The sequence below is a fragment of the Paenibacillus sp. MER TA 81-3 genome, assembly GCF_023713585.1.
Lineage (GTDB): Bacteria > Bacillota > Bacilli > Paenibacillales > Paenibacillaceae > Paenibacillus_B > Paenibacillus_B profundus.
Genome location: NZ_JAMAWB010000003.1, coordinates 394,008 through 417,894 on the forward strand (window position 1 = coordinate 394,008; position 23,887 = coordinate 417,894).

21 protein-coding genes are annotated in these 23,887 nt (G+C 51.6%); 11 read left to right on the forward strand and 10 right to left on the reverse strand.

The annotated features are described in order from the left end of the window. Window positions 1-338 precede the first annotated feature (338 nt). Genes M3650_RS05905 through M3650_RS05915 form a run of 3 tightly spaced genes read left to right on the forward strand, consistent with a single transcriptional unit; the run spans window position 339 to window position 3,849 of the window. The gene (locus tag M3650_RS05905; protein WP_251573176.1) at window positions 339-986 is read left to right on the forward strand and encodes an acetyltransferase; all 648 of its coding nucleotides are present in this window, start codon (window positions 339-341) and stop codon (window positions 984-986) included. Window positions 987-1,016: 30 nt separating this feature from the next. Continuing rightward, the gene (locus M3650_RS05910; RefSeq protein ID WP_251573178.1) at window positions 1,017-2,123 is read left to right on the forward strand and encodes a DegT/DnrJ/EryC1/StrS family aminotransferase; all 1,107 of its coding nucleotides are present in this window, start codon (window positions 1,017-1,019) and stop codon (window positions 2,121-2,123) included. Between the two features lie 25 nt (window positions 2,124-2,148). Further along, complete coding sequence (locus M3650_RS05915) at window positions 2,149-3,849, forward strand: DUF4214 domain-containing protein (RefSeq protein ID WP_251573180.1); 1,701 nt, start codon at window positions 2,149-2,151, stop codon at window positions 3,847-3,849. 16 nt (window positions 3,850-3,865) lie between these two features. Here the strand turns inward: M3650_RS05915 and M3650_RS05920 are convergent, their stop codons facing one another. Next, window positions 3,866-5,032 carry a glycosyltransferase gene (locus tag M3650_RS05920; RefSeq protein WP_251573182.1) on the reverse strand — a complete coding sequence of 389 codons (1,167 nt, stop codon included), beginning with the start codon at window positions 5,030-5,032 and terminating at the stop codon, window positions 3,866-3,868. Between the two features lie 156 nt (window positions 5,033-5,188). Here M3650_RS05920 and M3650_RS05925 point away from each other — a divergent pair, with 156 nt between their 5' ends. Next, window positions 5,189-6,298 (forward strand): glycosyltransferase, encoded by a 1,110-nt coding sequence (locus tag M3650_RS05925; protein ID WP_019421419.1) that lies wholly within the window; start codon window positions 5,189-5,191, stop codon window positions 6,296-6,298. Between the two features lie 91 nt (window positions 6,299-6,389). Here the strand turns inward: M3650_RS05925 and mnmH are convergent, their stop codons facing one another. Next, the gene (gene mnmH, locus M3650_RS05930) at window positions 6,390-7,415 is read right to left on the reverse strand and encodes a tRNA 2-selenouridine(34) synthase MnmH (protein WP_251573184.1); all 1,026 of its coding nucleotides are present in this window, start codon (window positions 7,413-7,415) and stop codon (window positions 6,390-6,392) included. Between the two features lie 209 nt (window positions 7,416-7,624). Between mnmH and M3650_RS05935 the strand changes: the two genes are divergently transcribed. Genes M3650_RS05935 through M3650_RS05955 form a run of 5 tightly spaced genes read left to right on the forward strand, consistent with a single transcriptional unit; the run spans window position 7,625 to window position 12,622 of the window. After that, complete coding sequence (locus tag M3650_RS05935; protein ID WP_251573186.1) at window positions 7,625-8,761, forward strand: mannose-1-phosphate guanylyltransferase; 1,137 nt, start codon at window positions 7,625-7,627, stop codon at window positions 8,759-8,761. 30 nt (window positions 8,762-8,791) lie between these two features. Continuing rightward, complete coding sequence (locus M3650_RS05940; RefSeq protein WP_251573188.1) at window positions 8,792-9,904, forward strand: glycosyltransferase family 4 protein; 1,113 nt, start codon at window positions 8,792-8,794, stop codon at window positions 9,902-9,904. A 44-nt stretch (window positions 9,905-9,948) separates the two neighbouring features. Continuing rightward, the gene (locus tag M3650_RS05945) at window positions 9,949-10,707 is read left to right on the forward strand and encodes a glycosyltransferase family 2 protein (protein ID WP_251573189.1); all 759 of its coding nucleotides are present in this window, start codon (window positions 9,949-9,951) and stop codon (window positions 10,705-10,707) included. After that, window positions 10,704-11,744: a glycosyltransferase family 4 protein gene (locus M3650_RS05950; RefSeq protein WP_251573192.1), complete on the forward strand. Its 1,041-nt coding sequence runs from the start codon at window positions 10,704-10,706 to the stop codon at window positions 11,742-11,744. The genes M3650_RS05945 and M3650_RS05950 overlap by 4 nt, the downstream gene beginning before the upstream one ends. A 17-nt stretch (window positions 11,745-11,761) precedes the next feature. Continuing rightward, complete coding sequence (locus M3650_RS05955) at window positions 11,762-12,622, forward strand: hypothetical protein (protein ID WP_251573193.1); 861 nt, start codon at window positions 11,762-11,764, stop codon at window positions 12,620-12,622. A gap of 329 nt (window positions 12,623-12,951) precedes the next feature. Here the strand turns inward: M3650_RS05955 and M3650_RS05960 are convergent, their stop codons facing one another. The 5 genes from M3650_RS05960 to M3650_RS05980 form a co-directional block, all read right to left on the reverse strand. Continuing rightward, complete coding sequence (locus M3650_RS05960; RefSeq protein WP_251573195.1) at window positions 12,952-13,890, reverse strand: NAD-dependent epimerase/dehydratase family protein; 939 nt, start codon at window positions 13,888-13,890, stop codon at window positions 12,952-12,954. Continuing rightward, the gene (gene rfbF, locus M3650_RS05965; RefSeq protein WP_251573197.1) at window positions 13,878-14,645 is read right to left on the reverse strand and encodes a glucose-1-phosphate cytidylyltransferase; all 768 of its coding nucleotides are present in this window, start codon (window positions 14,643-14,645) and stop codon (window positions 13,878-13,880) included. The genes M3650_RS05960 and rfbF overlap by 13 nt, the downstream gene beginning before the upstream one ends. Before the next feature lie 40 nt (window positions 14,646-14,685). Next, window positions 14,686-15,771 (reverse strand): CDP-glucose 4,6-dehydratase, encoded by a 1,086-nt coding sequence (gene rfbG, locus M3650_RS05970; RefSeq protein WP_251573199.1) that lies wholly within the window; start codon window positions 15,769-15,771, stop codon window positions 14,686-14,688. 151 nt (window positions 15,772-15,922) lie between these two features. Next, on the reverse strand, window positions 15,923-16,873 hold the full coding sequence (locus tag M3650_RS05975; protein WP_251573201.1) for a GDP-L-fucose synthase family protein: 951 nt from the start codon (window positions 16,871-16,873) through the stop codon (window positions 15,923-15,925). 42 nt (window positions 16,874-16,915) lie between these two features. Further along, complete coding sequence (locus M3650_RS05980) at window positions 16,916-18,160, reverse strand: glycosyltransferase family 2 protein (RefSeq protein ID WP_251573203.1); 1,245 nt, start codon at window positions 18,158-18,160, stop codon at window positions 16,916-16,918. A gap of 200 nt (window positions 18,161-18,360) precedes the next feature. Here M3650_RS05980 and M3650_RS31825 point away from each other — a divergent pair, with 200 nt between their 5' ends. Continuing rightward, on the forward strand, window positions 18,361-18,483 hold the full coding sequence (locus M3650_RS31825) for a hypothetical protein (RefSeq protein WP_285848325.1): 123 nt from the start codon (window positions 18,361-18,363) through the stop codon (window positions 18,481-18,483). Between the two features lie 36 nt (window positions 18,484-18,519). Here the strand turns inward: M3650_RS31825 and M3650_RS05985 are convergent, their stop codons facing one another. Genes M3650_RS05985 through M3650_RS05995 form a run of 3 tightly spaced genes read right to left on the reverse strand, consistent with a single transcriptional unit; the run spans window position 18,520 to window position 22,219 of the window. After that, the gene (locus M3650_RS05985) at window positions 18,520-19,149 is read right to left on the reverse strand and encodes a DUF1796 family putative cysteine peptidase (protein ID WP_251573205.1); all 630 of its coding nucleotides are present in this window, start codon (window positions 19,147-19,149) and stop codon (window positions 18,520-18,522) included. A gap of 15 nt (window positions 19,150-19,164) precedes the next feature. Beyond that, a complete protein-coding gene (locus M3650_RS05990; protein ID WP_251573208.1) occupies window positions 19,165-19,815 on the reverse strand; it encodes a glycosyltransferase family 2 protein in 651 nt (216 codons plus the stop codon). Between the two features lie 28 nt (window positions 19,816-19,843). Continuing rightward, window positions 19,844-22,219 (reverse strand): DUF4214 domain-containing protein, encoded by a 2,376-nt coding sequence (locus M3650_RS05995; protein ID WP_251573210.1) that lies wholly within the window; start codon window positions 22,217-22,219, stop codon window positions 19,844-19,846. 204 nt (window positions 22,220-22,423) lie between these two features. Here M3650_RS05995 and M3650_RS06000 point away from each other — a divergent pair, with 204 nt between their 5' ends. Next, window positions 22,424-23,887: a hypothetical protein gene (locus M3650_RS06000; RefSeq protein WP_251573212.1), complete on the forward strand. Its 1,464-nt coding sequence runs from the start codon at window positions 22,424-22,426 to the stop codon at window positions 23,885-23,887.

The window sequence follows — 23,887 nt, forward strand, 5'->3', positions numbered from 1 at the left end:
ATATTCAAATTTCATAGTATTTTCTAAAATAAAACCCCCCCGTAGTTCACCCCTGCATCAAGAGCGATCGTAGGTTGGAATTCCCTCTTCTCCATAAATCTCACATCCACTCTCTTTAATAGGAACTCTATATCATATAACTCGGAGATATTGTTCTGCCATTATCATTTACCTACTTCTTTGCTTTTGTATTGATGCCGCTAGACGCCATCTTTTTTATTTCCTTATCACCATCTATTTTCACCCATTTTATAATAACTATTTATTCTGCCTACATCGTCCCATCGCTTCAATCATAACTTACAATACGACATGCGATTGTCAGGAGGGAATGATTCGTGTCCAGCAGACAGAAGACGGTCATCATTGGCGCAGGCGGACATTCCAAAGTTATCATTGATATGCTAGGCTTCAATCCCATGATAGAGATGGTGGGATGTACGGCCGCCACGGGAATGGGCACAGCCTTGAACGTGCCTGTATTGGGCGATGATTCTATCTTGCCGCATCTATATGATCATGGCGTCCGCCACGCATTTGTGGCGATCGGCGACAACCGAATCCGGCACAAGGTGGCACGTCATGCAAAAGACATCGGATTCACATTGATTAATGCCATCAGTCCATTTGCGTATGTGTCCCCTTCGGCCCAGCTAGGCTCGGGTATTGCCGTCATGCCTCATGCCGTGTTGAATGCGGAAGCGCACATCCATGATAATGCCATTATCAACACGGGAGCAACGGTCGACCATGAATCCGTCATCGGAGAATCGTGCCATGTGGCGCCGGGAAGCAGTCTCTCCGGGAATGTGCACGTCAAAGATGGGGCCTTTTTAGGTACGGGAACGAAAGTCATCGATGGCATAACCATTGGCGCCTGGTCGGTACTCGGCGCAGGTTCAGTCGTCATCCGCAATATTCCGGATCGATGCCTCGCTGTCGGCGTGCCGGCCCGCGTCATTAACCAACGTCATGAACCGTACTAATGCGCAGACAGGAAAGTTGGAGGGAAAATCATGAACAAATATTATTCCATTGCGACTCCCATATTGAATGGGAACGAAAAGAAATATGTCATGGACTGTTTGAATTCGACATGGATCTCTTCCAACGGCCCGTATCTGGATCAATTCGAGCAGCAATTCGCTGCTTTCTGTCAGACGAAGCACGCGATCGCCTGCAGCAACGGCACGACTGCCCTGCACTTGGCGCTGATGGCTCACGGAGTCAGACCGGAAGATGAAGTAATCGTTCCGACACTTACCTTCGTGGCTTCGGCAAATGCCGTAACATACTGCGGAGCGGTACCTGTGTTCGTCGACGCGGAATCCGAGACATGGAATATAGACACCGACGCCATTGAAAGCAAGATTACGCCCCGCACGAAAGGAATCATTGCCGTTCATTTGTACGGACATCCCGCCAATATGGATCCCATCATGCATATCGCGCAAAAGCACGATTTGTTCGTCATCGAAGACGCTGCCGAGGCCATTGGCGCTCAATATAAAGGAAAAATGGCGGGGTCGCTGGGACACACCGCCACATTCAGTCTGTTCGGAAATAAAATCATTACGACCGGCGAAGGCGGCGTCGTAACGACCAATGATGACGATCTCGCCGAAAAGGTCAGGCTGCTGAAGGGGCAAGGCATCGACAAAAACAAAAAATATTGGCATCCCGTTATCGGATACAATTATCGGATGACTAACATTCAAGCGGCGATCGGATGCGCCCAGCTTGAAAATATCGATTGGCACATCCGGCAGCGCATCCGGGTCGCCATGCACTACTATGACTATCTCCAAGATGACGATAGACTGACCCTTCCGGTTCAGAAAATATGGTCCAAAAATGTATACTGGATGTTCAGCGTCGTGCTCAATCGCTATACGGAACTGCAGCGGGACTCGGTCATGAAATGCTTGAAAGACAATGGCATTGAGACGAGGCCGTTCTTCTATCCGATGCACATCCTTCCACCGTATAAACAAGGTCTGACATTTACTGATTTTCCAGTAGCCAACCGCATTGCGTCCCAAGGCATCAATCTTCCGAGTCACGGAGAACTGACCGAAGGCGATATCCGGTTCATTTGCCGGACGCTAAAAAATGTGTTGTAACCTACCGCTTGAGGAGGAAAAGTTATTGGCACAGCATTATCGGGTCATCCATTTCATACACGCCATGCTGAGGCTCGAAGGATTGGACTTCATCAGAGAGGTATACCGGCAGTTCCTCCACCGGGTGCCGAGTGAGGTGGAATATCAGCATTATATGAAACTGCTGGCTATGCGGCAGACCAAACAGACGCTGATGGTCCATGTGATGTGCAGCGAGGAGGCGGAACGATTATATCATCAACCGCCTGCCGGCTTCATTCATCTCCATGATGAGACAGCCGCAAGCATCTTACGTCGCTTTTATCCTTCTGAGCCGTTTTTTTTCGTTCATTCGCTGTACAATGAATTGTTATGCCGCAATCCAGATACGCAAGGAATGCAAGGCCACCTGCACAGTTTACTGGCGGGCATGCAGAAGAAAAATCTGCTTCACGGATTTTTTACGTCAGCGGAATGCCAGCAATTGCTGTCTTTGCCGCAAATTCCTGTACAAGACGACTGGCGGATGGTCGATACGGGGATTGCAGCTCTTCCATCGGGACATCGGATCGTCAATCATATCGGCATCTTTTTAGCTTATCCTCATCCCCTTGCCTTGGACGGTGAGGGAATCGGACGCTTTCTTTACCGGCTAATTGAGGGGTTTTTAATCAACAGACCAGATGTGCACATCCATATCGCCGCCACAGATTACAACTATATGGATGCTGAAAATACATTCGCTTTATTAAAGTCCCACTTCCCCGGACGGCTTCATATCACCAAATCAAACAATATCGAATCGTTCAATACCAGCGTTCCGGCGGAGGTCTGGATTGTGCCTATCGTTTCACTTGAACTGGCGATGTTTTTAAAGAAGCCTTATATCGTATGTTTGCATGATTTGGTTCATCATCAATTCAAAGACTTGTATTTTACAATATATCCTGAATTTTGCCATCGGGTTGACCGTAATGGCTATCACATATTGAAAAAAGCTGCCGCCATCGTATCCAATTCCAATTATGTCCGGACGCATCATGCCATCGGTGTCGCCGGAATGCCTGCCGAGAAGACACATGTTATCCGGTTGGCCCCGCCAAACAATGAGTACCAGACCTTCAGCTTCATCGACGAAGCCCAATTTAGAATGAAATACCAATTATATTTAGACTACCTTGTGTTTCCGACTGTTTTTCGCCTTCATAAAAACATCGAGCGGCTAATTGCCGCATTTATCAAATTCAGACAATCATTTGACGGTTATCATTCCCGATTGCGCCTCGTATTCACCGATCAGTTGACGAACACTCCGAAGCAGACGGAAGTCATGCAGATGTTACAGCATGTTGCAGATGAAGAAATTCGGAGCAGCATCATGTTTATAGGAAGAATTCCGAAATCCGATCTGCCCTCGCTTTACAAATACGCGCTGGGAACCATCGTCCCGACGCTGTTCGAAGGGAGCTGTCCGTTCCCCATTCTGGAATCATTGACGATGGGCACACCTGTCGCGGCAGCCAATCTTGAGGTTACGAACGAGATCATTACAGATATGAGCGCATTCCTGGCGTTCAACCCATACTCCATCGAAGAAATGGAAGCGGCCATTCGCGGCTTGTGGACGTACCGCCACAATCTGTTGGCCCGGCAACAGGCAGCGATTAGCGGAGCGATGCAGCGCAGCTGGACAGATGCCGCATATGAATATTACGCCTTAATACAGCACGTCGCCGGTACGAACTAATGGCCGCTTGAACGGCTCATACCATGCCATAATGCTTCATGTATGCCAGCCGGAATACATGAATATATTTTTTTGCCACATCATCCCATGATTCCGACGGATCGTTCATGCCTTCTACGGCAGAGGCCTTATAATGCGCGTAGTTGGCAAATAACCGACTTAGAGCCTGTGCAATCGAATCCGGCGATTCCGGGTCGAACCATACGATGTCGGCGCTGTGCCTTGCCAGATGCTCCCGCATGACGGGAATATCGGAACAGAGTACCGGGACTCCCAATCGCAACGCTTCTTCTACCGGATAGCTTCCGCCGCCTTCCGATAGGCTCGGCATAACTAGGGCTTGGGCATTCCTCACGAGCGGAATGACATCTGCGTCTGAAATGAATCCCATCGGATACACATCCTCGTCAAGACGCAGCCCGATCCGGTTCATTAATGATATGAGTGTGGGAATATATAAATGATCTGGCCAATGTGGGGGGACACTGTGCAGCAACTCCGTATTGTAGCCGAACAAGACAAGGGGAACTTTGCTGCTTTCGGTAAATCTGGAATAGGCCAGCAGCAGATTATAGTGATTTTTATGCGGTGACACATTGCTTGGGTAGACCACGTATTCCTGTGGAAGACGTAGTGCCAAATCTGCGCTTACCGCAGCACTCGTTAAGTTTGCGGACGGCAGAATGGCATGCTCGACAACATGTGCTTCATTGCATTGCGGCCCGAAATGCTCAATCAATCTTGATTTTACGTGATGAGATGAGACGACGACGGACGTCATGTTGTCTATCCAGACTTTGGATATACGCCAGCACTGTTGAACGACAGCACCCGTCAAATAATGAGGGACGAAATCCATCACCGTTGTATCGTGAAACGTGCATATCGCCGGAATGTGCACCTTGACATATTCAGGGCCATGCGGCCAGAAAAAGTATACAACATGACAATCTGCAAGCAGCGCACTTCCTTCAGGCGATTGAATGCTGCCGCCAAAATAAACGATATCGATATTCGGGCAGCCCGTAATATCGATTCTTTCTTTGAATCTCGTTTCAGAGGATATGACTAATCTCACCAGATCAATATCTTCCTGCCGTGCCATCGCAGGCAATAAATTGGACAATAATCTTGCCCCGCCGCCCGCGGAAATCAAATTGGCACACCAAATCATAATTCTCATTTTCAACTCTCCCTTGAAGCATTTACAAACGGCTGATTATGCGATCCCCTAATGATTATGCGGCGCGCGCACGGAAGATTCATTGCGATGTCCTGAGCGCAGAGATATTTCACGCCAAGAAGATGAATATAGATGAGATAAAAGGAGGGTATGAAGATGGTGCAAATCATATGGCATGGAAATGTATTTGACTCCACGGGGTATGCCAAAGCAGCAAGACAGTACGTGCTCGCCTTGCATGCGCGCGGGGCAGACGTCAAGCTAGAGACCTATCCCGGACTCCCCCATGTCGAGCTCCCCCCTGACCAAAGCACGGTGCTGGAACAATTGCGGGTCAAGCGGAAAAGAGCGGCGCAGCGGGTAAGCATCTTTCATTACATCCCCGACTTCTGGAGAAAGAAGCTGCGCCCGTCGTTCGGATTCACGTACTGGGAAACATCGAAAATACCGGACACCTGGGTCAGGCATGCGAACCAGATGAATGCCGTGTTGTTGCCTAGTCTTCACAATATCGATGTTTTTCACCGTTCCGGTGTCACCGTGCCGTTATTTTACGTCCGTCCCTGCCTGTCCGAACCGTATCATCCACCCTCTCTTGAATCTACGCCTTCCTATGTGCGCCAGTTGCCTCCGTTCCGATTCCTGTCGGTCTGTTCCTGGATTGATCGCAAAGGCATCGACCTGCTGTTGAAGGCGTTCTGGCACGAATTTACGGCTGCCGATCCGGTATGCCTGATTATTAAATCGGCGGGCTCCGCAGACATTTTTCATGAAGTGGAGAAGTTGAAGCAAGAACAAATGCTGGCGCATATTCCTGCTCCGGTGTACATTGATTTGGAACTGCGCAGCGAGATGGAGATGGATGCGCTGTATCGGAGCAGCCATGCTTTTGTACTGCCAAGCCGAGGGGAAGGCGTCGGTTATCCGGTGCTGGAAGCGGCCATGAGAGGAATTCCGGTCATTGTGACCGGATGGGGAGGCCATGCGGATTTTTTGAATGAGCATAACAGCTACTTGATTCCGTATCAGCTCGTCCCTGTGAAGCCGCAGCCTTATTATTACGGGTATCAAAGCGATCAGCTGTGGGCGGAAGCATCGATCGACTCGCTGCGAAGCAATATGCGGCACGTCATGACAAATTACGCAGAAGCAGCCGTGAAAGGGCAAATTGTCATGCAGCATACTCTGACGCACTTTTCGCCGGATAAGGCGGCGCAGGATCTTATCGACGCGCTTACAAGGATAACCGGCTTCTCCTTCACCTAATTCGAACAAAATTCCAGACCAAATAAAAAAGAGCTAAGGAGCCGCCCTTACCTCTTTCTTTCGTTACATATTTTTCATCATACTTCAGCACTTATTTAGAAAGCTGTTTCTTAATGATCTGCAGGGCTTCGCCGACGTTTGCCGCTTCAATGTTGTGGACCGATCCGTCATATAGCTCGGAAGCATGGTCGTAACGGGAATCATAGTAATGCTCGAGCATGAGCGCTGCCGCTTCCCCGTAATTCTCCAATCGCAGCGCGTCGGCAACGGCGCGCGCTCCAGGCGTATGCATCCGGCGCTGAATGCGCGCAAACGCTTCACGAATCGCTTCCGGGTGCTTGGACGGCTCATAGTCGGCCACAATATTGCTCACCCGCTCCGGCAGCGGCAAATGCACATCATACACGATTCCACGCTGCTTGGCACGCATAAGGAACTCCGGCAGCATGATTTTGCCGAGCCTGCGGCTTTCCGCCTCCAAGAGCACATAAGCGGCATTGTCCAACTCCAGCTGCATCAGTCTATCCAACAGCAGCGCGTCGAACATCTTCTGATTATTCGGCGCCTGTCCGATATGTCCGAACACCGAGCCTCGATGGCCAGCCAGCTCCTCCAAATCCAATACGGGATAACCTTCAGAATGCAAGCGCCGAAGCATATCCGTCTTTCCCGTCCCCGTATGGCCAGCCAGCACGACGCAGGGCACGTTCATTTCATACTGTTCCAACGAATCCTGCACCCAGCGCCGGTAAGAACGAATCCCCCCGGACAGACGATAGGGCTTCAAGCCCATCAGCGTCATGACGGTAGCCATCGTGCGGCTGCGCATGCCGCCGCGCCAGCAATAGATTACAATCGGACCATCCAATTGCCTAAACTGCTTATACAATGCAGGAAGCTTGGCCGATGCGATTTCCAACCCGCGTTCTTTCGCGGCCTCCACGCTAACCTGCTTATAGATGGTGCCAATTTCCGCCCGCTCCTCATCGGAGAACAGCGGAATGTTGATGCTCCCCGGAATTGTAAACTCCTTGAATTCCCCGGGCGAACGCACGTCGACCAGCGTCGCCTTATTATCACGCAATGACAAACATTGCTCCAATGCAATATCTTGCATGCCACTCACCTCTTGTTGTCTCTCTCGAAAATATCTCTATTTTTAAGACTATAGCATTGCCGCCCAGAAATCTACTCTACCTTTTATCATGGACAATTAACGAGCCTTCCAAACGAATAAATCACCGCCCTTAGCGCCCACACTCCGTCAAGCGCCGTGCCCTTTTTTCTCCGTTGTTCATATGTAGTAATAATTCTCTTCTGTCATCATTGTCTGTTTTTCAGGAGGTGTTTCTCATTACAACAGTCAAGGCTGTTATTTTGGCTGGGGGAAAAGGGACTCGGTTCTGGCCGTTTAGCCGCTCGCACTGCCCAAAGCAATTTTTGCCGATTCTTCACCACCAATCCATGATTGCCGACACCCTGCGGCGCATGCTGCGCTACTTACCGCTTGAACATATTTACATCGTATCCCTGGAAGAGTACGTTCCGCTAATCCGGGAACAGCTGCCCGGCTTCCCTCCACAAAACATTATCATTGAACCGATGGCCAGAGATACGGCCGCTTGCATCGGTTTATCCGCGCTGCACATGCTGATGGCCGATGAGGATCCGGTACTTATCACCTTGCCTTCCGATCATTATATATCGGATCCAGATGCGTTCCATGAGGCACTGCAGTCTGCTGTCCGGCGAGCGGAGCAGGAGCCGTGCGTCGTCACGCTGGGCGTTCGGCCGACCCGTCCGGAAACCGGTTATGGATATATCCGTATTCGTACCGATCACTCCGACTCAGCAGAGGAATGCGCCAGAGAACAAAGGGCGGAACAAATAACGGCCGTGGAAAAATTTATCGAGAAGCCTCATCTGTCCGTAGCGCAAAAAATATTTTCTGACGGATGCCACTATTGGAACACGGGCACTTTCATCTGGAAAGCGTCCACCATTATGCATTTACTGAAGCTTCATCTGCCCGATCTGCACGATATATTAATGGAAATGAAAGACTTCATGCGCAACCCGACTGACGGCTCAGAGACGCTTGCAATGCTGTACGGCAATCTCAACAAGCAATCCATCGATTACGGCGTCATCGAGAAATGTGAATCCATCTATATGATTCCCGTCCATTACGGCTGGGACGATCTGGGCAATTGGAACGCACTGGAACGGACGGAGCAGCCGGATGAGCAGCACAACGTCATACACGGGCTCTATCAAGGATTGGATACGAACCGCTGCATCATCTATGGAACTTCGAATCAAATGATTTCAACGGTAGGGGTCGAAGATATGGTCATCGTCGCAACCGATGACGTCCTGCTCGTCTGCCATAAAGAACGAACCCAAGATATTAAAAAAGTTGTAGAACAGCTGAATCAACAAGGTTACCGCATATTTTTATAGACTGTTGGCCGTCTTGAGGGGAGGAAGCACATGAACGGCGAGATGTATATCCGCAACATCGGGACCGTATTCGAACCGACAGGTTATGCGAAAGCAAACCGGCATATTTTATTGGAACTTATAAAAAGAGGTGTGCGTCCCCAATTCTCCCCCATTCATCCCGAAGTCGTCAAAGTGCCGCTATCCCCTTCCGTTGAGGCCGAATTGCACGCGCTCATGCACACTCCTCTGCCGCAGCATCATACGGTTATGGTCCACTACCCGGCCATCCATTTCGTCAATAATGCGCAGCAATTCACGATCGGCATGACGATGTTCGAATGCAACCGTCTCCCTTTCACTTGGGTGCGGCGATGCTGCAGCATGGATGAGATCTGGGTGCCGTCCACCTTCAACCGGGACACCTTCATCCAATCCGGCGTCCCGGCGCATAAAATCCGGGTCATGCCATACGGCATCGATCCGCTCATGTACTCCCCGGGCAAACCATCCCTTCCCGTTCCAGGCAGACGGGACTATGCCTTCTTGTCAGTCTGTTCGTTCGATAACCGCAAGGGAATCGATATTTTGCTGACATCCTTTTTTGAAGAGTTTTCCGAATCAGAGGATGTCTGCCTCATCATCAAAACGCGAGCCTCCTCCGAAGAGGAGATGGGAAGACAGCGGGCATATGTGGATTCCATCGCCTTCAAGACATCAGGGCGGGCAAGATCGTCCGTCATCCTGCTGTCAGCCATCCATAGCTGGACGGAAGAGGAGTTGGCCATGCTGTATAACAGTGCGGACAGCTATGTCCTCGCCACCCGCGGCGAGGGCTGGAGCATGACCGTCATGGAAGCGATGGCGTCGGGCTTGCCCGTCATTACGACCCGCTGGTCTGCCCATCTGGACTTCGTGAACGATATGAATGGCTATCTCATCGCCGTGCAAAGGTTCGTCCCCTCACATCAGACGAACTCAAGGCTGCTCTGGGCCGTTCCGGATAAACATCATTTGCGGCAATTGATGCGCCACGTCTACGTCCACCGGGAAGAAGCCGCGGCCAAAGCGGACCTTGGCCGGCAGACGGTAAGCGGGCAATTTGCGTGGGAAGCGAGCGCTGCCCGCATGCTGCAGCGCCTGCAGGAAATATCCGCCCGGTAAAAGGGGTTGTTCGAACACGCACTAAAAGGAGAGATTACAGCGCCATGATCAGCGTCATTGTTCCGACCATCCATCATACCGAACTGGTGAAACAATGCTTACACAGCTTCATCAACAGCGTCCATGATCTGCCGTATGAACTCATTGTAGTTGATGACGGGAGTCCACCCCATATTCAGCAGAATCTGGCGGATTGGGCGGCCCCCCTCAATGTGCATGTTATCGCCAAGCCAAGCAACGAAGGCTTCAGCCGTTCGGTCAACCTCGGTATTCAACACTCGCAGGGAGAATTCGTGCTGCTCGTCAACAACGATGTCGTCTTTCATGAACCAGGGTGGCTGCATCATATGCTGCTGACGATGCATAGCTCTGCAGACATCGGCATTGTCGGCGCCCGTCTCTTATACCCGAACCTGACGATTCAACATGGCGGTGTGGTCCCGACCCATAAAGGCCATTTCGATCACCGCTTTCGGGGGCAAGCGGCCGACTTCCCGCCCGCCTTGGCCGTCGAGGACCTGAATGCCGTCACCGGCGCGCTAATGCTCGTGCGCAGACAGATCTTTGCCCAAATCGGCTTGTTGTCGGAAGAATACTTCATTGCCTTCGAAGACGTCGATTTCTGTTATCGCGCCAAACAGCAAGGTATACGTGTCGTCTATTGCGGAACGGCTTGCGCCCTTCATCTTGAAGGCTATACGAGAGGCACAAATAAAAATAACAAGAATCGGTATTGGCGGCAAAAAGAGATGGAGGCAAGAAAAAAATTTTGGATGAAATGGGGAGGGAGCAACGTCCGATGACTGCACCGTTGGAAGTCGTGTACGTGCTTGAGCTGACCGGATTGTCCGGCGGCATCCGGAATGTGCTGGAACAGGTAAATCGCTTGCATGATCAGGGCGTAAAGGTTCATTTGTTCGCGCTTGACAAACAGCCTGCCTGGTTTCCGTTGAAGATTGCCGTGCAGCGGTTTCCTAGCTATCCGGCCATGCTGCGCACGTTAAGACGAATGAATTGCATCAAAATCGCCACCTGGTGGAAAACGTTGGCCGTCGTCTGGCACAGCTGCGACCGAAGACGCGGCGGCAGCGGTGTACCGTTGTACCTTGTTCAAGATATAGAGGAAAGCTACTACCCGAACTGGAATGACATGCAGGAGCGGGTGCGCAATACGTACCGGGTGCCGGTGAACATGATGACCATCGCCGACTGGACGACCGGACAACTGCTTGAACGGTTTCAGCGGCATGCCAGCAATATCTCCATAGCGGTGGACTTCGACTTGTATAAGCCGAACCGCACTCACGATTACGATCCGCTCCGTATTCTTGCCTGCAGCCGGCGAAGCCAGCATTTGAAAGGCTTCGACATCACGGTTCACGCGGTCAAGGACGTATGCGCCAAGCTGCCGCAAGCATCGCTGGTCACCTTCGGCGTAGAGCCCCCCTATATCGACGGTATCCCGCAAATCCATTTTTCCCATCCGGACGATCAGCATGTAGCATATCTGTACGCCAACTGCGGTGTATTCGTACAAACATCGTATCACGAAGGCTTCGGACTCCCGATTCTCGAAGCGATGGCGTGCGGGGCTCCGGTCGTGACGACCAAGGCGGAAGGCAATGAAGAATTTTGCCAAAATGGCTTGAATTGCATACTGACGGAAAAAGGGGATGCCGCCGGAGTCGCGCAAGGCATTCAGCGCATACTGACCGATCCGCAATTTGCCGCATTCATAGCAGCGAATGGAATGGCCACGGCACAGCAATACAATTGGCCGCGCGTCATGAACAGCTTGACGAACGTGTTTCATTCGTTGGTTCCGCAGCTGCAGCACTGAGAATGGAGACAACCGGCATGTCTGCTCCCGTTTTTTTCATACACCGAGGCAATGAGCCCTATTTATCAATCAGCTTGCAGCAAGCGAGAAGCAGCAATCCACATGCAGAGGTCATTCTTATCGGCAAGCCGGCGAACCGGGGTCATGGCGGTCCGCATATCCGCCATGCGTTCCTCGGCGATTATTTTGCCGGCGCCGCCCATTTTTCGAACGTATATAAACACGACAGTCCGAACACTCGCGAATATAATCTGTTTTGTTTCCAACGTTGGTTTGTGCTGCGGGATTATATGAGCCGGCACGGGATTACAGAAGGATATTATTTGGATTCGGATGTGATGCTGTATGCAGATATGCGGAACAGTCATCTTCGCCGTCATCCGTTCGAGCTGTGCTGGACGACCTACATTCATATTCACCCGCTGAGACAATTGTGCGATATGATGATGCGCGCGTTTGCCGATCCGGACAGCTTTGCTCATTTGCGCCATCATACAAAGCAGCTTGGCCACCCCGCCGTTTCCGACATGATCGTCTTCGATCTGTTTTACAACCATATGCTGGAGAACACAAGAACGTTCGGCTTCCATCAAGATGGTCTATACGACTACAATCTTCACCATTGCAGCGGATTTGAAATGCAAGGCGGCTTCAAAAAGATATATTGGTGCGGCGGCATCTTATACGGCAATCTTCTCGCGGAACATCGGTTTCTGCGCATAAACAGCTTGCATTTCCAAGGAGGCGCCAAAATCTATATGCCCCATTTCCACACGCCGCATCTGCCATCCGGGAGAAATGAAACGTTCTATTTCCACTATGGCGCACAGACTTGGGTAACTTCGGAGCATGCAAAAGCCACTATCGAGGCCTTTTGAAGATGAGCGACCGCGTGTTCCGTTCGTGCAGTGATGCGTTCAGAACTGAGGGGGTACGCTTCATTCATTCCTTTGCTTCATTCTCCCTCTCTTTCAGGAGGCGGCAAGCCATAGAATGACTATGGTTAACTTCCGCTACCAAATCAACCGCTTCATGGTACGGTATCTATATGAAAGGGCATGTGTTTTTGCTCCCCGCCGTTATCCTTTCTGACTAAATGGGAGAATGGAGCTAAGAGCCATGGTACGGAAGTCCGACAACCTGTTTTCATTTGAAAGATATTCCAAACTAGCCCCAGCCTGATATGGTCAGGCTGGGGCTTTCCTCATCAATGGCTATAAGCCGCTTCGTCAATCATCGCTTGAATTCCCTCCTGCAACCCGACTCTGCTCGACCATCCCAGAGCGGTGAGCGGTTCAATGTCCGCCTGCGAGTGCATCATTTCATGCTCCCGGTACGGAAGCGCCCCGAACTGGAGCAAGGTCTGCGATCGGGCCAAGCGATGGACATGCCGCACGAATTCCCGAACCTCGATCGCCCTTCCGGTGCCGAGGTCAAATTGCCGGAACGGCTCGGAATCATGTGCTGCGCTGCGCCTCAGCAATAGAGCATAAGCATCGGCCGCATCCGCCACATAGATAAAATCACGCGCTTGCAACCCCGGTGTCAGCTTCAATTCCGGTACGTTCGCGACGCAGCTCCGAACGACGTAGCTAGTAAATTTATCGTCATTATCAAGCGGTCCGTACACATGCTCCAGCTTGACGTTGATGAAGCGGACGGCGCCCTTAAGCGCCGCTTCTCTGCCCCATTCGGCAAAGTGCTTCTTGGATAACGTATAGCCAATTAAATATTTATAGTCCAACGGCTCGCGGTTGATGAACGTATCCGTGTTGAGAAACAGCTTGGCGCCATTACTTACGGCCGTCTCCAGCAACCGCAGCGGAAATGAGACATTCGCCTCCATTAATGAACTGAACGGCGCCTCATCGCGTCCGTACAGGGTTGCCGCATGAACGACGGCGTCAATCGGGGCATGCTGCGCAACAATCGTCTCCAGTTCCGCCCCATCCAAGTCCGCCGTTGCGATGTCAGGCAGCACCCCGCTGATGCGGCGGCAGTCAGAGAAGCTGCGTTTCAGCGTGATGACATGATGACCGTCGCGCAGCAGCGCCTTGACGATATAGCTGCCCAAGAACCCCGTCGCGCCCGTAACGAGCACTCGCAACGCAAGTTCAGCCTTGCTTTCCGGTTCTATTCGCTCCATGGCGCGTTCCCCGTATTCCACAACTGCTCGAGATGCTTCTTGTCACGCAATGTGTCCATCGGATGCCAGAAGCCGGTAAGCGGAAACGCCATCAGTTCGCCGCCATGAGCCAATCGCTCCAACGGTTCTTGCTCCAACACAGTCTCATCTCCGTGAATATATGAGAAGACTCCGGGATCCATAACGAAAAATCCGGCATTGATCCATCCTCCCTCTCCCTGCGGCTTCTCCTGAAATCCAGTCACCTGATTATCTTGTATATGCAATGCGCCAAAGCGCCCGCCAGGCAGAGTTGCGGTTACAGTCGCCATCTTCCCGTGAGAGCGGTGGAACTCGACAAGCTTAGCAATGTTGATATTCGCCAAGCCGTCTCCGTAGGTCAACATGAACGGTTCATCCCCAATGTACGGCTGGACGCGCTTCAGTCTTCCGCCCGTCATCGTATCCGGCCCGGTATCCACCAGTGTCACCCGCCAAGGCTCGGCACGGTGTTGATGAATAATCATCTGATTCTGATTGCTGAAATCAAAGGTCACATCCGAGCGATGCAAATAATAATTCGCAAAATACTCCTTAATCATATAGCCTTTGTACCCGAGGCAAAGAATGAAATCATGATACCCGTACCGCGAGTAGATGGACATAATATGGGTAAGGATGGGCCGATCGCCTATCTCAATCATCGGTTTCGGTCTGACATGGGACTCTTCGCTAATCCGTGTGCCGTAACCGCCAGCCAATATAACGACTTTCATTTCTTTACTTCCCCCTTTTCGTGAAGGGCGGGCCTCTACGCTATATGCCGCCGTATAAGGCAATCTGCCGTAGGCAGACCTGCTGTATGTCGCAGCCGGCTTCATAAGCGCGCACCCAGTCCGCAATATGCTGAATGGCTTGCTTTACAGTCCATTTCGGATGCCATCCGAGCTCCGCCTTCGCTTTGGAACAATCTAATTTCAACATGTTCGCTTCGTGAACATCGTCTTCGCCTTCGATTATAATCGGCGTATCGCTCCCCCATGCCGCGCACAGCGATTCGGTGATCGCCAGCACCGTCTCAGCGTCGCTGTCGTTAGGACCGAAGTTCCAGCCACCGGCATATGCCGCTCCATGCTCGTACAGTTTTTGCGCGAGCAGCAGATATCCGCCGAGCGGTTCCAATACATGCTGCCACGGGCGGACGGAATGCGGTCTGCGGAGCCGGATTGTCTCACGTCGCAACAGCGCGCGCACAATATCGGGCACGAGCCGATCCTCGGCGAAGTCTCCCCCGCCGATGACGTTGCCCGCCCGGGCCGACGCCACGGCAACGCCGTGCGAGCCATATCGATCCGGATGAAAGAAAGAATTGCGATATGCTGCGGTCACGAGCTCGCTGCACGCCTTGCTGTTCGAATATGGGTCGTATCCTCCCAATCGGTCTTGCTCGCGGTAGCCCCAGATCCATTCGCGGTTATCGTAGCACTTGTCGGATGTGACATTGATGCACGCTCTTACCGGTATTCCTTGATGAACGGCTGCGCGCACTGCTTCCAGCACATTGACCGTCCCCAGAACATTGACTTCATACGTTTCTGCCGGATGAGCATAGGAGGCACGGACCAGCGGCTGGGCCGCCATATGAATGACAATGTCCGGCTGGGCCTCCGCAAGAGCTTGGGTCAATGACTCCCGCGCCCGCACGTCTCCGATTACAGAGTGGACAAGAGATCCGATGCCGCAGCAAGCAAATAAACTGGGATCCGTTGGCGGCTGAAGCGCATACCCGGTAACACGTGCGCCGAGACTGTGCAGCCACAGGCACAGCCACGAGCCTTTAAATCCCGTATGACCGGTCACGAATACGTTTTTGCCTTTCCAGAAGGACTGATCACTCACCATTTCCCCTCCCCTCTTTCCAATCCAATCTCGCATATAAATTCACTAAGCGCGTGTTCAAAAAGGTCGGTTTTCAGCACCGAGAAGGTGCAAGAACTCGAAGCGTCTGCTTACGAAGCGGGCTTTGATCCGCAAAACTTTTTGAACAACCTCTTTAACTGAGTTTCCCTTTGAATCTTTGTTCCCGATACCACTCAATCGTACGCTCCAAGCCGCTCGCCAAGTCGGTTGCCGCTTCAAATCCGAAGGCTTGCTTCGCCCGCCCGACATCGAGCAGCCTCCGCGGCTGTCCGTCTGGCTTATCTGCATCCCAGACGATCGTTCCGGTATAACCGGTCAAGGATTGAATGAGCGCGGCGAGCCCGCTAATCGTAATTTCCCGGCCGGTACCGATATTTACCGGGTCCGGACCGCTATATAACGCCGTTGCCTTCACAATCGCTTCCGCGGCATCCTCGACGTAAATGAACTCGCGTGTCACTGTGCCTGTTCCCCAGAGCGTGATACTCTCTTGTCCTCGCTCCATTGCATCCACGCATTTGCGGATAATGGCCGGAATGACGTGGGATGTTTCCAAATCGAAATGATCTCCCGGTCCATACAGGTTGACGGGAAGCAAATAAATGGAATTAAAACCGTATTGTTCGCGGTAGGCATGCGACTGCACCAGCATCATCTTCTTGGCCAACCCGTAAGGGGCATTCGTTTCTTCCGGATACCCGTTCCACAGTTCGCTTTCCTGGAACGGAGCGGGCGTATGCTTCGGATAGGAGCAAATCGTCCCGATCGCGACAAACTTCTCTACCTGGAACAGACGCGATTGCTCGATAAGTTGCGTTCCCATAATAAGGTTGTCGTAAAAAAACTTGCCGGGATTTTTCTGATTAGCGCCAATCCCCCCAACAACGGCAGCCAAATGAATGATGATATCAGGCGCACAATCGTTCAACATTTGAACAATATCCTGCCCCTTCCGCAAATCGTAGCAGGCGCTGCGCGGAACAAAGACGGATCTGCATCCGTACTCCTCTAGTTTGCGGACGACATGTTTGCCCAGGAATCCTGATCCGCCAGTCACCGCTATCCTCTTTTGCGCAAGATTCATCTGACATTCACATCCTTTTACCGGGTATGCATGAACATCCTCTTATAGCATTGGAACGGGACGCCGATTCGCCTGGACCCATCTATTCGCTACATCCGCTCCCTTTTTCAAATGATGGATAAATTCATATTCCTGCTGCGACAGCGGAGCAATGAGATTAACTCTAAAGCTCAACTGGCGTAAATCATCACTTCCGCCTCGAGCAGCAGGCACGAAGTGCTGGTCGGCGCTAATGTCTATTACCGTTCTCGTGCTAACCGCATCAATCCGCAAATCGATATAGAAGCTTCCGTCCACGACAGTCACCCGCTTCACCGGGATGCCGTTCACATGGACCGTAAGATGCAAATCCCCGTTTATACGTTGATACGTTCCATGGCAGATCAGCCGTTTGCACGGTTGATCCGGTGTCGTTTCTATAGTTGCGCGGTAGTGGGGGGGAGCCCATCCATCCTTATATCCGTTGGTGTCGGCAATGCGTGGATAATGCCCGAAGAGCGGATATTTTTTGACGAGTTCAGCCCACCACAGCAGACCGTTCTTGAAAAAATGAATAATAAGCTGGCTCAAATAATTGTTCGATACGGTGCCGTAATTTTTCACGCTTGCCGCCAATATTTCCGGCAAACCGATCTCCGTGTAGCCGACGACCGTCTTGCACGAGGAATGCATGCGCGAATTCGCCAGCAGCTCTTCTATATATCCGATTGGATGATGCTTGGAAATACGCATCCACAAGTCATAATCCATGCAGAACTGCAACTGTTCGTCAATGCCTCCTAGGCTGTCATACACGTCTTTGCGCACAAACGATGCCGGTTGGCATACGATACAGCATTCGAATAAGCGCAGCGATTGATAGGGCTCCACGTGATAGGGCTTCAAGAAACGATTGGATTCGTCGGTATAGTTTCCTCTGCCGTATACCATCCCCCAATGGGGATGGGCCTGCAGAGCATGCACCGCCTTATCAACCGCTCCCGGCAAATACGTATCGTCTGAATTCAGCCATCCGATAATTTGGCCTTGCGCCAGCCGCAGTCCTTTGTTAATCGCATGGGATTGCCCTCTGTCCGGTTCCGACACATAGCGGAAGCGGTGTCCGCAGCGCTGGCTGTACTCTTGCAATATAGCAACGGTTACGTCGCTTGAGCCGCCGTCGATCACGATATGCTCGATATTCGGATACGATTGTGACAATACGCTTTCTATTGTCTCGCGGATAAAGGCCGCTTGGTTAAAGGAAGGCGTAACAATGCTTACCATGGGCAGAAGCGGATTGAGCACCGGTCATAACCTCCAAACCATCAATATCGTTGTGTCGTTTCTTCCTGAGTTGTTGAAACGTTATATATATATGAAATCTGGATGATTCTGCCACGGCAAGCATATACAGGCTCATTGAAAGTTTGTAATTTTTGGAGGGGAATGCGTTGTCTATTCCATAGGTTGCGTCATGCAATCCGAATCATATGTACCCATGCTGCATGAATGTGGCGCCGACGCCATACTTGAGACGGCGCCATTCCGTGACCCCTCACCACGTATTCACCGTGGAAGGCCAGATCGCCATGCAGCATGGAATAGGCATTACTCGCTGGGAAGACTGACCGGGAATGGAAGTCCGCAGCACGGTAGCGCAGTCTTCAATCGGCCTGATATTCGATTCCCGCAAACACTGTGTTCCATAATTCATCGCTCTGAGCATCCCATTCGGCGGGAATTTCCAAGGCGCAGGTATGCGCTAACGGCCACCCGCTTTCCACAATCTGATAGGCGGATCCGGGATTAACGACCAAGAGGGTAAACTGATGCCTGACGATGGAAGCCAGAGCAGCCTCCAATTCGATCGTTTCTTCATAGGAAGCATTCAGCCGGAAGAAAAAAATCCACTCGCACCGCTCCACTTTGTCGAGAAAGCGGGTTATGCGGCGCTGCAGCGTTGCTTGAAAATCCGGATATTTCACAGGAATCCCCTCTACTCCGTCTGAACACAAGAAATCATGCACCGACTGCATGCCGTAAATGCAATCGCGAACCGAGAAGTTATGTCCGTTGAATTCCGTCCCCTCCACCACAATATTGGCGGGATGCATAAAATGAGCGAACCGATTGCGCAGCAGCGTGCACAAACCCGGAACAGAGTTGGAGTACATCCAATCAATAACACCACTATAGGGCCGCAGCCCATATCGCTCCATGCGCTGGGATGGATAACAATTCGAGCCGAGGCTGTAAACGGCGTTATAAGTCCGTTTGATGTCAGACAAGCGCATAAAATCCCCCCTTCCCTAAGGCATATTGAACGGCGTCATATATGTTTCCTGCGCCATCTTGCCGCCCCACTTCAGCTCGTAATACCGTTCATAGAGCGGCCACGTCGTATCGACGATAAAGTTGAAGCGCGAATCCGACTTTCTGGTGGAGCTTCCGTGATGCTCTACCGGCAGTCCTGTAAACACTTCGTCGTAGCCCGCCAGTCTTAGTCTGCGGTGATAATCGATATCCGCGAAATAACTGCTGAATATCGTATCCCAAGGTCCCGCGGCCCGCACGGCCTCCATGTTGTAAGCAGCCAGCGCGTCGAAATTCGTCAAGGCAAGCCCCCACTTGCGTCCGCTGCTCTGCAGCTCCTCCAGCACTCTAAGAAACGCCTCCGGCGTGCCCGGATGCGCTTCAGCGTCGGTATGCATGTAAAATACCGCATCGGCTTCGCGTTCGGCAGCCATCCGTTGGAACCAGTTCATGGATTGGGTAAATGTGAGCGGGACGGGAGGTTCGTATACGGTCACGCTCCGTGACAGGCCGATATCGTGCCTCAGCTCGCGCTCCGCCGAATTATCGAGCACGAATATATGCCCCCAATACGGACGGATACTATCAATGGCTCGATATAACAAATCCCGGCGGTTGACGTACGGAATTCCCACGATGTAACGCATTTCCTGACCACTCCTTTTTAGAGGTAGTTCATATATGCCGTAAACGATCCGCAATTCGCCTGGCGGCATTCGTCCATGTCCATTGCGACAGCACCTGCTGTGCGATGACCTGACTGCGCTCATTGACCGCCTCCCGGTTGTCATATACATAGCGCATGAGATGTGCCAAATGATCATAGTCAGGCTCCGCCCATTGGAAGTTGGTGTAATATGGGCATTTGGCTACTGCCGGCACCAACCGTTTTACACGGACGGGGAATCCAGTCTGCTCGTTCAAGAAGTCCCGCTGTGCGCTCCAATCGGTCGCGATCACCGGGATCCCGCACGCCATCGCCTCCAACAGCGGCATTCCCCAGCCTTCTCCTCTGGTCGGCAATACGAAACAATCAGCGGAACGGTACAGGCTGCCGAGTAAATAAGCAGGAATCGTCTGGTTATAGACAATCAATATTTTGGATTCCACATGTTTTAAATTTAATTTTCGAATTTCCGCACGCACATCGATGTCTGGATCTTTATTCGTTATTTTGCAGACAAGCAGCACATCGTCATGAGCGAATTCATTGGCAAACGTGCGCAGCATTTCCGCCGGCGCTTTTCGTTCCCCCCATTCAAACACGCTCAAAAACGTATATTTCTTCGAAAAGCGAAACGCTTGTATCCCTGGATTGAAATAATTCGGATCGATGCCTAACGGCACGATATGGATCGGCACGCGGACGCCGCTATTGCGGAACGTCTCGACGTTAAAGGCGGACGGAACCCACACTTCATCCATTCTATTGCACTGCCGCACCCATTCCTCCGGCAATCCGTCGACCTCCAGCATCGTATAGCCGACTTTGTATTTGCCTTCATTTTTAAAGAAGACGTCTCCTTGACCATAGACGACTTCTGGAGCGGACATATCTCTTTTGCGCATGCTGAACACATTGATGCGGTAATCGTCGCTCATCTGCGGCTCCACCGTCTGGAACGGCGTTCCCGGACCATAGACGTACCGGTAATGCATTTTTACGCGAAGCTCGTCGAGTGCTGTCATCATATTTCTTGAGGAATTGGCATAGCCGCTTGATAAATTCGCAATGGAATGCCAGTTCAGCTTATGAGTGTACTGCTCCTCCAAATAGTTGGCCCATTTATCACGGAATATGCTCTGCGACTGCATGAACAATTGATTGAAATCGACGTTGTTCACTTTGGTCGTCGTATTCTGCGAATGAATGAGCGTTACCCGTCCGTCATATACGACCCGGTAGCCGTCTGCAATTGCTCTAAGGCAAAAATCAGTATCCTCAAAATAAGCAAAATAATCGAGATCCAATGTTCCAATCGCATGGAGCAGTTCCCGCTTCAAATAGGCGCACGCAAATACAACTCCTTGCACATCCCGTACGCCTTCATACTGATTGATGTCCGTTTCCAGTCCGCCAAGCTGCTGGCCCCAGCATGTTTCCGCGAAGATATACGTTCCTGCGTGCTGCAGCTTAGCATCGTCACCCCGCAATCTGCAGCCGACAATCCCAATGTCCGGCGCTGAATAAGCCGTCTCCTGCAGCCTCTCGATCCAATCAGCCTGCTCTACCACAATATCGTTGTTCAGCAGCACAATGTCACTGTCCGGATCGCATTGCGCAATCGCTAAATTATTTCCGGCCGTAAATCCGCTGTTCCGTCCATGTTCAATCAGCTTCACCCACTGAATTTCCCGCAAATAGGGCACAGTCTCATCTGTGCTGCCGTTATCGAGGACAACGACATCGACCCAATCGTTATCCACCAGCCGGGCAAGTGATGCAATGCATTGCTTCGTATGCTCCAGACCGTTCCATGTCAAGATGACGACAGAGACTTTGCGGCGCAGTGGAAACGCAGCGGGATAACGGCTTCCAGCCTTCTTCGGCGTATCCTCATCGATTTCGAACTCGCCGAATTCGAGCGGTCCGTTCAATCTAGGCATTTGCGGTGAAGACAGCAGCAGTTGGCACTCCGGCGACACAAGCACACCCAAAATTATCGAAAGACGTGACCTGCCGTTGCGCAGTAAGCTTGCATAATGTTGCAACGCCTCATGCTCCACTTCCCGGCACAGCAGCTCCGCGTACAGTTCTGGAATGAAGGAAGTGGAATCGATGGTAAGCAAGGAATAGATGCGGTGATAAATGCGGGGAGTGACACCCTGCAGGCCGCCTGCGCCTTCCTTGGCGTATATTTGCTTTAATTCCCTGCTGCGCAAGAAGCTGACCGCAATCGATAATTTCGTATGCCCGGAATGAAGCAGCCCTGTAAAGTGGCTCACGCCGATAATCTCCGGCTCTTTATTCAACAGTTGTCTGTACAATTCCGTAACATATGCTTCCTCTTCCAATTCGAAGATCTGGTGTAACTTTTGGATGATGTTCAATATCGATCCCTCCAACACACTGCGGATGATACGGTCATTTGGATCCAGTGTATTAGCACAGCCCCTGCTTTGCCTGTGCATTTACCCGTGGCGGGCGCTTTATCACTGAACTAAATGCAAGGATAGCCGCAATCCATCCTATTCTGTTCACACGCTGAATAAAATGATATCAAGGGATGACCTGCAGGCAGGAGGCGGTTGAAAATGGAACGGCGATATTTGGTGGCGAACGACTATCATATGCTTATCGTTAAGCCTGCGGACCGCGGGCTCGTCATAGAGACGTTGGATCATGTATGGAAAGAGTACCGAGAGCAATTTGTGCTTGAATATGCAGACCGTCTTTATGACATCTGTCAGGACGATAAGCAGTATGTTCATATCGTGTACGCAGATTGCTTTCAACAGCTCGTTCATGCCCGGATTGCGCCTCACGACAGCACAGTGATCAAATGCAAACTGGACGGCGATTTCACAGCTCTGGCCGATCTGAAGATCACATGCTGCGCCAACCAGCTGCATCTCGCGCTTCGATTCCCCGACCGCATCGATCATTCCGTGCTGTCCGGCGTCCATTGGTCGAAGCCCGAACCCATCGTTACAGAGCTGCCTGTCCGCTCGATTCAGCTGGTAACGGACGGGGACTCGATATGGCTGGCTGGCGGCGTGGTGCAGCATGAACGGAAGCAGCAAGTCGGTATTTGGCGCTTCCATCAGGCTGCGGGAACGTGGAGCTTGCTTGACGGCATGTTCACATTGCCGTATACGGATGCGCATGGGCCTGTCTTCATTCAGGTCTCACCTGATTGGAACGACAGTCTGCATGTGCTTCTTATTCATTTTCCGCATGGAAAGCTCTCCTTTCATTTCTACTCGGCTGCTGAAGGATCGGAATCGGCCAAGGTGGCAGAAGGCAGCATCGCCATAACTCCTTCTCGCGTGGAATGCGCGGTCTGCGCCGTGGACCGTGAACGCCTCCGCTTTTTCTGGATCGCAGAGGGGAGCATTACTCACATTGACTACAATATCGCACATGGTGTGTGGGGAGGTATTGATACAGTTCACGCAGCCCATCCCGTTGCATGGCGCATCATATCCGCTCTGGAGACCCGTAACGGTTCGGCACCGTATTGGCTGTCTGACGGCAATCATGTCGGGAGCCTGTTTCAGTTGAGCGGTTGGGGCGTTGAATCATACCGCGCTGCCAGAAATTTCGGGCACAGCATGCGCTTTGCCCGCCACGCGCTCTCCACCGCCGATTCGTTGATGAAGCGCCGCGATCAGTTACATGGAGAATGGGAACGGCTGAACCAAACACTACAGTACTGGCAGCAGAGAAAATCAGGTCTGGAGCAGCGGCTATCCGTGCTTGAAGAGGAAAAGAACATCCGCCGCGCGCTGCAAGTTACTACATTGGCCGATAAGCTGCTTGCACAGGTGGTGCAATCTCCCATTCTCCAGCCTGAAGTTGTGCCTATGAAGGAAACAAACAAAGAGCAGGAATTGGAGCAAACCCATAATCATGCTGCGGAATCCATCCATCAATCCACTCCTGATCCCGTACAGTTCAATGTTTACTATCCTTCACGATATGAAGATGCAACCCGGGCATCCAGCTTCAAGAGCAAAGTGATCGATCTCCTGTCCAAAATGACAAAAATCCGGTAA

Excerpts from the sequence above, each read along its gene's own strand:
- M3650_RS05910 (WP_251573178.1), top strand. The coding sequence starts at position 1,017 with ATGAACAAATATTATTCCATTGCGACTCCCATATTGAATGGGAACGAA.
- M3650_RS05920 (WP_251573182.1), bottom strand. The coding sequence starts at position 5,032 with ATGAGAATTATGATTTGGTGTGCCAATTTGATTTCCGCGGGCGGCGGG.
- M3650_RS05925 (WP_019421419.1), top strand. The coding sequence starts at position 5,189 with ATGGTGCAAATCATATGGCATGGAAATGTATTTGACTCCACGGGGTAT.
- mnmH (WP_251573184.1), bottom strand. The coding sequence starts at position 7,415 with ATGCAAGATATTGCATTGGAGCAATGTTTGTCATTGCGTGATAATAAG.
- M3650_RS05940 (WP_251573188.1), top strand. The coding sequence starts at position 8,792 with ATGAACGGCGAGATGTATATCCGCAACATCGGGACCGTATTCGAACCG.
- M3650_RS05945 (WP_251573189.1), top strand. The coding sequence starts at position 9,949 with ATGATCAGCGTCATTGTTCCGACCATCCATCATACCGAACTGGTGAAA.
- M3650_RS05950 (WP_251573192.1), top strand. The coding sequence starts at position 10,704 with ATGACTGCACCGTTGGAAGTCGTGTACGTGCTTGAGCTGACCGGATTG.
- M3650_RS05955 (WP_251573193.1), top strand. The coding sequence starts at position 11,762 with ATGTCTGCTCCCGTTTTTTTCATACACCGAGGCAATGAGCCCTATTTA.
- M3650_RS05960 (WP_251573195.1), bottom strand. The coding sequence starts at position 13,890 with ATGGAGCGAATAGAACCGGAAAGCAAGGCTGAACTTGCGTTGCGAGTG.
- rfbF (WP_251573197.1), bottom strand. The coding sequence starts at position 14,645 with ATGAAAGTCGTTATATTGGCTGGCGGTTACGGCACACGGATTAGCGAA.
- rfbG (WP_251573199.1), bottom strand. The coding sequence starts at position 15,771 with ATGGTGAGTGATCAGTCCTTCTGGAAAGGCAAAAACGTATTCGTGACC.
- M3650_RS05975 (WP_251573201.1), bottom strand. The coding sequence starts at position 16,873 with ATGAATCTTGCGCAAAAGAGGATAGCGGTGACTGGCGGATCAGGATTC.
- M3650_RS31825 (WP_285848325.1), top strand. The coding sequence starts at position 18,361 with ATGAATGTGGCGCCGACGCCATACTTGAGACGGCGCCATTCCGTGACC.
- M3650_RS05985 (WP_251573205.1), bottom strand. The coding sequence starts at position 19,149 with ATGCGCTTGTCTGACATCAAACGGACTTATAACGCCGTTTACAGCCTC.
- M3650_RS05990 (WP_251573208.1), bottom strand. The coding sequence starts at position 19,815 with ATGCGTTACATCGTGGGAATTCCGTACGTCAACCGCCGGGATTTGTTA.
- M3650_RS06000 (WP_251573212.1), top strand. The coding sequence starts at position 22,424 with ATGGAACGGCGATATTTGGTGGCGAACGACTATCATATGCTTATCGTT.